This is a genomic window from Neisseria sp. SLRRB23, from assembly GCF_050896295.1.
In the GTDB taxonomy this organism is placed as follows: domain Bacteria; phylum Pseudomonadota; class Gammaproteobacteria; order Burkholderiales; family Neisseriaceae; genus Neisseria.
In genome coordinates, this window is record NZ_JBPBFH010000017.1 from 41,373 (window position 1) to 51,331 (window position 9,959).

At 54.4% G+C, this 9,959-nt stretch carries 6 protein-coding genes; 5 read left to right on the forward strand and 1 reads right to left on the reverse strand.

What is annotated here, in order from left to right; translation table 11 throughout:
* Positions 1–15: 15 nt before the first annotated feature.
* The 5 genes from ACRPFF_RS06130 to ACRPFF_RS06150 all read left to right on the forward strand — a co-directional run bounded on the left by ACRPFF_RS06130 (position 16) and on the right by ACRPFF_RS06150 (position 8,179).
* Entirely contained in the window at positions 16–708 is a 693-nt protein-coding gene (locus tag ACRPFF_RS06130) for a DnaJ domain-containing protein (protein ID WP_432674110.1), read from the forward strand.
* Between the two features lies 1 nt (position 709).
* Positions 710–1,585, forward strand: coding sequence for an EamA/RhaT family transporter (locus tag ACRPFF_RS06135; RefSeq protein WP_432674111.1), 876 nt, complete (start codon positions 710–712; stop codon positions 1,583–1,585).
* A 204-nt stretch (positions 1,586–1,789) separates the two neighbouring features.
* Positions 1,790–5,221, forward strand: a complete 3,432-nt coding sequence (locus tag ACRPFF_RS06140) for a TonB-dependent receptor domain-containing protein (protein WP_432674112.1) — start codon at positions 1,790–1,792, stop codon at positions 5,219–5,221.
* Positions 5,222–5,434: 213 nt separating this feature from the next.
* Positions 5,435–6,418: a Slam-dependent surface lipoprotein gene (locus ACRPFF_RS06145; RefSeq protein WP_411713151.1), complete on the forward strand. Its 984-nt coding sequence runs from the start codon at positions 5,435–5,437 to the stop codon at positions 6,416–6,418.
* A 270-nt stretch (positions 6,419–6,688) separates the two neighbouring features.
* Positions 6,689–8,179, forward strand: coding sequence for a surface lipoprotein assembly modifier (locus ACRPFF_RS06150; RefSeq protein WP_411713150.1), 1,491 nt, complete (start codon positions 6,689–6,691; stop codon positions 8,177–8,179).
* 66 nt (positions 8,180–8,245) lie between these two features.
* Here ACRPFF_RS06150 and aspA read toward each other — a convergent pair whose 3' ends face one another.
* Positions 8,246–9,643, reverse strand: coding sequence for an aspartate ammonia-lyase (gene aspA, locus ACRPFF_RS06155; RefSeq protein WP_411713149.1), 1,398 nt, complete (start codon positions 9,641–9,643; stop codon positions 8,246–8,248).
* Positions 9,644–9,959 lie beyond the last annotated feature (316 nt).

Sequence of the window (9,959 nt, forward strand, 5' to 3'; positions counted from 1 at the left end):
AGTATAAGGAGCAATATGGACAAAGATTTGTATGCCGTATTGGGCGTGTCGCCGCAGGCGGGGGCGGACGAAATCAAACGCGCCTACCGCAAGCTGGCGATGAAGTACCATCCCGACCGCAACCCGGGCAATCCGCAGGCGGAAGAAAAGTTCAAAGAAATCCAACGGGCTTACGATACGCTTTCCGACCTGTCGAAACGGATGCAATACGACGCGTCCTTCAGACGGCATGAGGAACGCGGGCGGCAGGAAGAGGCATTCCGCCGCGAACAGGCGCGCAGGGAGCAGTTTTACCGCGAACAGATGCGCCGCGAACAGGCGTTCAGACAGGAGTTTGAACGGCAGGCCTCACGTTCGCGCCATGCTTACGAACCGTCCGGCGGCGGAAGCGGGCGCAACTATGTCCTCGCCGCCTACATCCTGTTCGGTTTGGGTGCAATCATGCAGTTCATGCCCATAGACGGCGTGATTTTCGCCTATATGAAACGGAACAGTTTGGACAGCATTGTCTATGCCGCACATGCCGAATACCTGATTAAAACCTTTTGGCGCACATTTTGGCTTTATCTTTTGGGCGCGCTGACTGCCCTTTTGGGTATCGACGTGCTGATTATTATTGCAACGAACGTCTGGTATTTCTGCCGCATCATCGTCGGCTTTATCCGCTTCAACGGCGGCAGGGCGGTTGCACCCGAGAAATGGATATAGTATGGCTTACCTGTTAATCAGCATCGTGTTCAGCGTGTCGGTTTCCATTTTGCTGAAAATGGCAAGAAAGAAAAAAATCGACATCGCGCAGGCAGTCGCCGTCAATTATGTGGTCGCGGTCATACTGACCCTGCTGGTATTGAAGCCGGATATCGGCAATATCGGCGCATTTTTGCCGACGTGGCCGCTGTTTGCCGCTTTGGGCGTGCTGCTGCCGTCCGTATTCGTGATAATGGGCAAATCTGTAGAAGCCGCCGGTATCGTCAAATCCGACGCGGCGCAGCGTTTGTCGCTGTTTTTGCCGATTGTTGCCGCCTTGACGCTGTTTGGCGAAAAACTCAGCGAAGGCAAACTAATCGGGCTGTGCCTCGCATTTGCTGCACTGTTCTGCCTGCTTTGGAAACACAGCGGTGGCAAAAAATCAGGCAGCGCATGGCGGCAGGTGGTATTGCTGCTGGGCGTATGGGCAGGTTACGGCACTATCGATATCTTGTTTAAGCAGCTTGCCAAAAGCGGAACAGCATTTTCAGGCAACCTTCTGATTGCATTTGCTTTGTCCGGTATTTTGATATTTGCCTACCTATTGTCCAAATCAGTCAAATGGCGCATTGAGAGTGTGGCTGGCGGCGCACTATTGGGCGGTTTGAACTTCATGAATATCGTAACCTACATCACNGCGCACCAAATGATGAAGGATAATCCAACCTTGGTTTTTGCCGGTATGAATATCGGCGTGATTGTTTTGGGGACGCTTTCGGGCGCACTGTTTTTTAAGGAAAAAATCAACACAATCAATACGGCGGGAATCGTGTTGGCACTGTGTTCCATCGCCTGCCTGTTTTATTGGGGGGAAGTCAAGGCACTGTTCGGCATATAATCCGGCTGATTGATATAATTAAATGCCGTCTGAAACAGGAAATGCTGCTTCAGACGGCATTTTGTTATATGGGCAGATTCAAAACTTAATCAATAATAATTATTATTAATGATAATTTAAATATTAATAATAATTAAAAATTTCAAATAATCCTTATGTGAGTGTATCTTAATAAATTCATTTTATATTCTCAATAAGGAATACATGATGTCCGGATTCTCCCCCAAACCTAAGACCATTATCCTAAGCCTTGCAGGTGCATTTGGCGCATTGGCTTTTGCAGACACCCCGAACAATACCGAACAGCAGAAAGAACTGAATACCATAGTCGTCCATGGCAAACCCAGTGCCGACCAAAAAGGTGCGGACGACGTGTATTACAAAAACGTCTCCAACGTTTACGTCGGCAAGGAATACCTCGAACGCTACCGCGTCCAATCCGCCGGTGACGTGCTCAAAGGCTTGAACGGCGTGTACAACATGAACACCCGCACCGCCGGCGGCGCGATTACGCCCAATATACGCGGCATTACCGGCAAGGGCCGTATCCCGGTTACCATAGACGGCACCGAACAAACCATCGACGTATGGATGAACAACTACGGCGTGGGCGACCGCAACTATCTTGATCCCGCCCTGTTCCGCAGCATCGCCGTGGAAAAAAGCCCGGCGCTCACACGCGGCGTGAAATCGGGTGTCGGCGGCGCGGTAACCATCCGCACCATCGAAGCCGACGACATCGTGCCGGAAGGGAAAAAATTCGGCTTCCAGCTGAAAACCGAGTTTGCCAACAACAGCCGCCGCCCAGCCAACAACCTCAACCAATGGCTGGGCTGGGAAGACTACCGCACCCTGCCGCTCGGTGCCACCGCCGACGGCGCGGGCGGCGGTGTCGACCCGCTCACCGGCGAGCAAAGCCCGCAGGCGTTGGTGGTAGACAACTTTACCCCGCCCGCACACAAAAGCGGCCGCGACAACTGGCGCTTCGGCGGCGACCGCAGTTATATGGCCGCCGCCGCCTTCAAAACCGAACTTTCAGACGGCCTGGCCGCCTACAGCTACCGCAACAAAGGCAACTACTTTGCCGGCACCAAGGGGGCGGAAGGCTACCTGAATAACCCGGTGCACGATCTGCAAAAATGCTACGATAAAGGCGGCAGCGACTTCGACTGCAAAAATTCCGCCACCTTCGTACCCAATATGGCCAAGATCTACCATCCCGGCGTGGAAGTGCTCAACAGCAACACCGAAACCAAAACCCTGCTGCTGAAAAACAACTGGCACCTGCCCGGCAGCCATCGGCTCGGCTGGCAATATATGCGCACCGACGTGCGCTTCGGCGAAATCAACCCCTTCCACACCACCTATGTGATGAATATGGAAGAGCATAATCCCAGCAGCCGCCCCAAAGAACTGTCGCCACAGGCGCAGAGCGTTGATTCCACCATCCGCACCGATACCTACAAACTCGGCTGGGCCTGGAAGCCGGAAGGCAGCCGCTGGGTCGACCTGCAGGCCAACCTGTGGCGCATCAAAACCAACAGCACCCGCCACCAGAGCGGCGGCATGGATTTGTCTTCCGCCTACCCCGATCCCTTCTACGACGTTTGGTATTGGTGTACCCAACGCGGCCGGATACCGCCCGAGCACGTCGACAACTACAGCAGCTGCAACGACCTGATGAATGATTTCGGCGTCAACGGCACGACCAAAGAACAGGTGTTGGCCATGACCCCGAATGACAACGGCCGATTCCGCGTGATTTCCGGCGCCGAGCAGAAAACCCGCGTCAGCCGCACCGGTTTCGATATCAGCAACCGCTTCCGCCTCAGCGACCGCCTGAGCATGACCTTGGCCGCCGATTATCAGAAAGAGAAACTGGCGGAGGAAGTGGAAATCGTCAATTCAAAAGACCTGTTCAATCTGGCCGGCATGGTCACCAGCATGGCCAAGCTGGCCGGCCCGCGCGGCGGCGATCGGCGCGAATGGGGCACTAATTTGGTATTCGACTGGCAGGCCACCAACCGTCTGAAAATCTCCGCCGGCATCCGCTACAACAACTTCCGGGGCTTCGATACCGCCTTGGCGGAAGGGCGTGCCCGCCGTGACCCGCGCTATCAGGCAGGCGATGGAAACCAGTATTATGCCGATGGTGCCTATCTGCCGTATTTCGAACTGGCAGGCGATCAGGAGCGGCGTGACTGGAATGTGGTGGCCGAACAGCTTCGGCAGGCGTATCAGTCAGGCGATGCTGCCGCCATTGCCGCGGCAGCACAGGCAGAACAGGCGCACGGTGCCCGTTACCATTTGCTGAAATACTATGACGGCTCGTATCGTACCGATGGTTATGTGTATATCGGCAACGATGGCCGTGCCTATTCTGCTGGCGGACGGTTCGGCGAGGTTAACGAGGTACAGAACCAACCGCTCTATCGGGTGCGCCCCGTTTATGTGCCGTTTGTCAACGGCAAGCTGGACAGCGGCGCATTGCCCCAGCATTTTCATGATTTCGTCAGCAATTATCAGGAAAAAGTGACCAATCCGCAGGGGCTGCACGGGACGCATTATCGATATTGGGCAGGCATGGGGAATACTTTCGACTGTATAAGAAGTGATGCGACCTCTTGCCTTGCTCATAACCATGCGGGAAAAGTAACCAATTTTGAAGTCGGCTATCCCGAGTACAGTGATGATACCAATACCGGTTCCAAAATCATCGGTCGGCACTATACCGAGGAACAGTATTGGGCGCAGCCCAAACCGATCCGTGCCCATGCCTGGGCGCCGACCATCGCCGTCAGCTACGATCTGACCGACAACAGCCGCCTGTCCGTACGCTATGCGCAGATGAGCCGCTTCCCCAGCGTGTATGAGGTGGGCAGTTTTTATAACGACGTGACCTATGTCGGTATGCCGAAGGCCCCAAATTTCCGCTTCAAGCCGGAACGCAGTCGCAGCTGGGAAATCGGCTACAGCTTCAATTTTGCCCCGTATTGGAGCCGGCTGCGTGCCGGCGATATGCGCCTGACCTACTACCGCAACCGTATCCAAAATGTGATCGAAACCACAGATTATTTCCGCACCGTGCAATATGACCGCAAGGACACCGCCGGGCTGGAATGGCAGAGCCGCATCGACACCGGCCGCTTCTTTGCCGCGCTCGGTGCCACCTACCGCCTGAAACAGCAGATGTGTGACCGCGATACCACTTTCGATTACGACCCTTATGGCGCCAAAGGCGTGCCGATCTGCATCGAAGGCGGCTACGGCAGTACGCGCGGCTATCAGGCCTTGCAGCCGAAATATTCAATAAACCTGGATGCCGGGGTGCGCCTGTTGGGCGAGAAACTGGAGCTCGGCCTGCGCGGCATCTACCACAGCCGGGTCAACACCAAGCAATACGACCAACTGCTGCAAAAGGATTTGGGCATCATCTTCGATACCACCGGCAAGCCCCACCATTGGCGGTCTTCGCTGACTTGGGACGTATACGGCCGGTACCAGCTGCACAAAAACCTCAACGTCAACCTCGGCATCACCAACCTGACCAACCGCTACTATCTCGACCCGATGTCCAACGTTGCCGCCCCCGGGCCGGGCCGGACGGTTACCTTTGGGCTGACTGCCAAGTTCTAGCCGCAGGGCGGAGTGGGGTTTTCAGGTAGCCTGCGGGTATGGCGGGAAGGCTACCTGAAAACGGATTGGATATAACAACAAACAATTGAACACTCCGGACGCAAAACCCAACCGGCCCCGCTTATCCGAGGTAATGGTTTTTACCGTTTTTTCCGCCGGTTCGGCGGTAATAAAACGGTGGCTTTTGTTTAACTCTTAATTAAGGAAACGATTATGTTTATACGTAATAAAACCCTGTTGGCCGTCTTGCTGTGCGGCGTTTTTGGTGTGGCTGCGGCTGCTCCGGCTGGTGGTTCCAGCCAAAGGGGAAGCCAAGATCCAATTAGTGACCCGACGACAGTTCGCCCCGGCACCTCTGACAAGCAACCTTTCGGTGCCGGTAAGGCCGGTTTGGCATTCAGTATCAATAACGGTGGAAGTTGGTCGAAATCCATCAATCTGGATGATGGTCCGGTCAAATATATCCGTGCGAAATATCAGGCACCGATTAACGGCAACGATCCCTATGCTAATGTTGATGGTACGCGCAATCTGCAATATCTGTACTTAGGTGATGTGAAACCGGTTATCGGCTGGTTCTACAACCCAACGTTGGGTCAGGTGTGGTATGAAAACCGCCACAACAACACTGAAGTGTACAGTGTACGCCAGATAGCCAACCCGGCAATCCCAGCCGCACCCAAGTTCGGCGGCCTGGTAATCGCCAAAGTGCCGGACATGGGCGGCAGCAACGGCAACGTCTTCTTCGGCGAATGGGCGCCGCGTGCCGGTAACCCGCAGAAAATCAGCACCGACCTGAATATGGCGGATGGTAAACGCACCGTTTGGTATGTGGGCGACAATCCGACTGGCAATACTGCCGGTGTGAGAACCGCCACCTACAATGTGCTGGGTATCAATAAGCACACCCCGGGGCAGAACGATTTCTATACCGGTCAGGTAACCGCCACCTTCGGTTCTGGTATAACCGGGACGATGGCAGGCAGAATCAGCCGCAGTTCCGATCACGTCGATTTTGATCACGCCAAAATCGATAACAGAAATGGTACCTTTGCCGATCCCAGTCAAGGCATGACCGGCCGCTTCTACGGCAACCAGGCGGCAGCCATGGCCGGCTATACCACACGTGGTACCGGTAATGTCGGCGATGACGTAGCTTTCGGCGGTAGCGCCACCGATATTGAGACCCGCAAATAACAGCTGCCATCCGATTTGGTTTGGCAACGGCTAGGCTGGATTTAACCCCTGAGGAGTTTCAAGCTGCCGTTTTATGCCGACTGCCAAGCCATATAAATCATCCGTCCGATACGGATTGCTGCTCGGTTTCAGGTAGCCCGTGTTCAACACAGGCTACCTGAAATTTGATATTTGTAAATAAACATCGCCTATCCCATACGGTTTCGGCCTATCGGACATTTTGGGACCGCAATTAAAACCTGCGTTACTTTATCTTTTCGGAAGGCAACCATGAACAAACCACTCAGCCTCGCCCTCTTCTGCCTGCTTCTGCCCATCACCGCCCACGCCGACAACCCCGCAGACGAACGCCGCCGCCTGCTGGACGAGGGTAGCCGCCAAACGCAGCAATACCGCGAAAGCGGTTGGCTGGACACGGAACAGGCACGCGGGGAAGTGGGGGAAAACGACGGCTACATTATGATAGACGGTACAGTCTACCAAGTCGGCGACACGGCGGAAGAGCTGGAAAGCGCGATTTACCACGCCCTCAATACGCGGCAGTGGCACAAGGTGCGGCAGTTCGCCGCCCGCTACGCCAAACTGCCCCGGCACAAACCTGCGCTGATTCATTTAGCCGATGCGCTGCAAAAACGGGACGAAGGGGATTTCCACGCGGCGGGGAACAGTTTTCAGACGGCCTTGGAAGCCGAACCCGACAACTCCCGCCTTCTGCTCGAAGCGGGGCGGTTTTATGCCGAAGACAACCAAAACAAAGAGTCCGCCGCCGCGTTTGAGAAAGTTCTGAAAACAGATATTCCTGCTGAAACCCGCCCCATCGTGGAAAACTACCTGTCCGAACTGGGCAAACGCCGCCGCTGGCACGGCCAAATCAGCCTCGGCTACGGCTACAACAGCAATGTAAACCAAGGCAACGGCATCAACCAATGCGTGTGGGAAATTGCGGGCATGTGCCTGATGGAGCGCACCCTGCCTGCGCCAACGGATTCGACCTTCTCATCCTATAGCGCGACCGCCGAAAAAACCGTCCCACTCAAAGGGCATCACGGCGTACAGGTGCGCGGTGTACTGTACGGCAACCGCTACACGGAAAAAGATAAAGATTCGGCGGCCATGCCGGATTACGGCTATCGCAACGGTTCGCTGTACGCGGGATACGCCTATGCCGACGCACGCTCCTCCTTTTCCCTGCTGCCTTATTTCGAATACGACTTCCGCAACCGCCACACCCACTACCGCGCATGGGGTGCGGATGCCGACTGGTCGCGCACACTCTCCCCGCGCTGGCGCATCAACGCCCGTGCCGGAGCAAAAAAGACCGGATACGGCGGACAAAGCAAAACTTATTTTGCCGATTTCAAACAATACGAACTCGGCGCGGGGGCGGAATTTTCTATCACGCCGAAAAGCGGCCTGCTTGTAAATTTCAATGCCGCACGCAAAGCCTATCCCGAAAAATCCTCTTCCAGCAAAGAATATACGGCTCGGCTGGGCGCGTATAGGCTTTTTTCGGGCGGTACTTATTTAAACGCCGTCCTGCTCTACCGCCGCAGCCTTTATGACGCGGCAAGTTTCGTCAGCGATAACAAACGGCGGAGCGACAAGCAATACATCATGATGGCTGCGGCGGGTTTTCCGCAATGGAATATCAAAGGCGTATATCCCGAACTGCGTTTCAGGCGAACAATCGCACACAGCAACGCGGTGTATTACCGCTACCGCCAAAACGAATGGCTGTTGGGTTTTAAATATCGGTTTTGACCAGTCGGGTGATAAAAAATGCCGTCTGAAAGGGCACTTCCTTTCAGACGGCATTTGCCTGCAACGTTACAGATGGGGGTTCATCAGGTTCTCAGGGGAGAGGATGCGGTTGAGTTCTTCTTCGCTCAACAGCCCGCGCTCCAGTACGACTTCGCGCACGCCTTTACCGGTCTGGGCGCAGATTTTGCCGACCAAGTCGCCGTTGTGGTGGCCGATGTACGGATTCAGATAAGTGACCAAACCGATGGAGTTGAAAACGTAACGTTCGCAGATTTCGCGGTTGACCGTAATGCCTTTGACGCATTTGTCGGACAGGTTGACTGCGGCATTGCCCAAGAGGGAAATCGTTTCAAACATACATTGGGCGATTACCGGCTCCATAACGTTCAGCTGCAGCTGACCTGCTTCGGCGGCGAAAGTGATGGTGGTGTCGTTGCCGATGACTTTGAAGCAGACTTGGTTGACGACTTCGGGAATCACGGGATTGACTTTGGCAGGCATGATGGAAGAACCGGCCTGCAATTCGGGCAGGTTGATTTCTTTCAAGCCGGCACGCGGGCCGGAAGAGAGCAGGCGCAAGTCGTTGCAGATTTTGGAGAGTTTGACCGCCGTGCGCTTCAATGCGCCGTGTACCATCACATATGCGCCGCAGTCGGAGGTCGCTTCAATCAGGTTTTCAGTCAGTTTGCATGCCAAACCGCTGACTTCGGAGAGTTTTTTGACCACCAGTTCGGCGTAGCCTTTAGGCGTATTCACGCCCGTACCGATTGCCGTTGCGCCCAAATTGACTTCCAAGAGCAGTTGGCGCGTGCGGTCGAGGTTGAGGATTTCCTCTTCCAACAACACTTGGAAAGATTGGAATTCTTGTCCGGCAGTCATCGGCACGGCATCTTGAAGCTGGGTGCGGCCCATTTTCAAAACATCTTTAAACTCTTCGGCTTTGGCGGCAAAGACGTTTTTCAGGACGGTCAGTTTGTCGAGCAATTCGCCGATGCTGTAATACACGGCAAGGCGGAATCCGGTAGGGTAGGCGTCGTTGGTAGATTGGCTGGCGTTGACATGGTCCATCGGATTGACGATGTCGTAGCGGCCTTTTTCGTATCCCAAGACTTCCAATGCGAGGTTGGCAATGACTTCGTTGGTATTCATGTTGACCGAAGTGCCGGCACCGCCCTGATACACGTCGGACGGGAATTGGTCGAGGCAGCGGCCTTTGAGCAACACTTCGTCGCAAGCCTTTTCAATGGCGGCGGCGATTTCGGGTTTTACTGCACCCAATTCGCCGTTTGCCTGTGCCGTCGCCTTTTTGACCATCACCATGCTGCGGACAAATTGCGGTACATCGGAAATTTTTTGTGTGGAAATTTTAAAGTTTTCAATGGCGCGCAGGGTGTGGATGCCCCAATACACTTCGGCGGGAATCTCACGGTCGCCCAATAAATCGTGTTCGGTACGGACAGTCATGTTTTTACCTTTGTAAGTCGGATAATTAATATTGAAAAAATGCGGTATCGGAAGGATAACGCATGAAGTCGAACACTATACCACTCGGATGAAATTGTCTATATCGTATGCCGTCTGAAAACGGGAACCGCCGTTTTAGGACATGCTTTCCGGCAAGCTCTGCTGGCAGCCGAAACATAGCGCGGCGGGTTGTATAGTGGATTAACAAAAACCAGTACGGCGTTGCCTCGCCTTAGCTCAAAGAGAACGATTCTCTAAGGTGCTGAAGCACCAAGTGAATCGGTTCCGTACTATTTGTACTGTCTGCGGCTTCGTC

Coding starts and splice junctions, on each gene's coding strand:
- ACRPFF_RS06130 (WP_432674110.1), top strand. CDS start 16: ATGGACAAAGATTTGTATGCCGTATTGGGCGTGTCGCCGCAGGCGGGG.
- ACRPFF_RS06140 (WP_432674112.1), top strand. CDS start 1,790: ATGATGTCCGGATTCTCCCCCAAACCTAAGACCATTATCCTAAGCCTT.
- ACRPFF_RS06145 (WP_411713151.1), top strand. CDS start 5,435: ATGTTTATACGTAATAAAACCCTGTTGGCCGTCTTGCTGTGCGGCGTT.
- ACRPFF_RS06150 (WP_411713150.1), top strand. CDS start 6,689: ATGAACAAACCACTCAGCCTCGCCCTCTTCTGCCTGCTTCTGCCCATC.
- aspA (WP_411713149.1), bottom strand. CDS start 9,643: ATGACTGTCCGTACCGAACACGATTTATTGGGCGACCGTGAGATTCCC.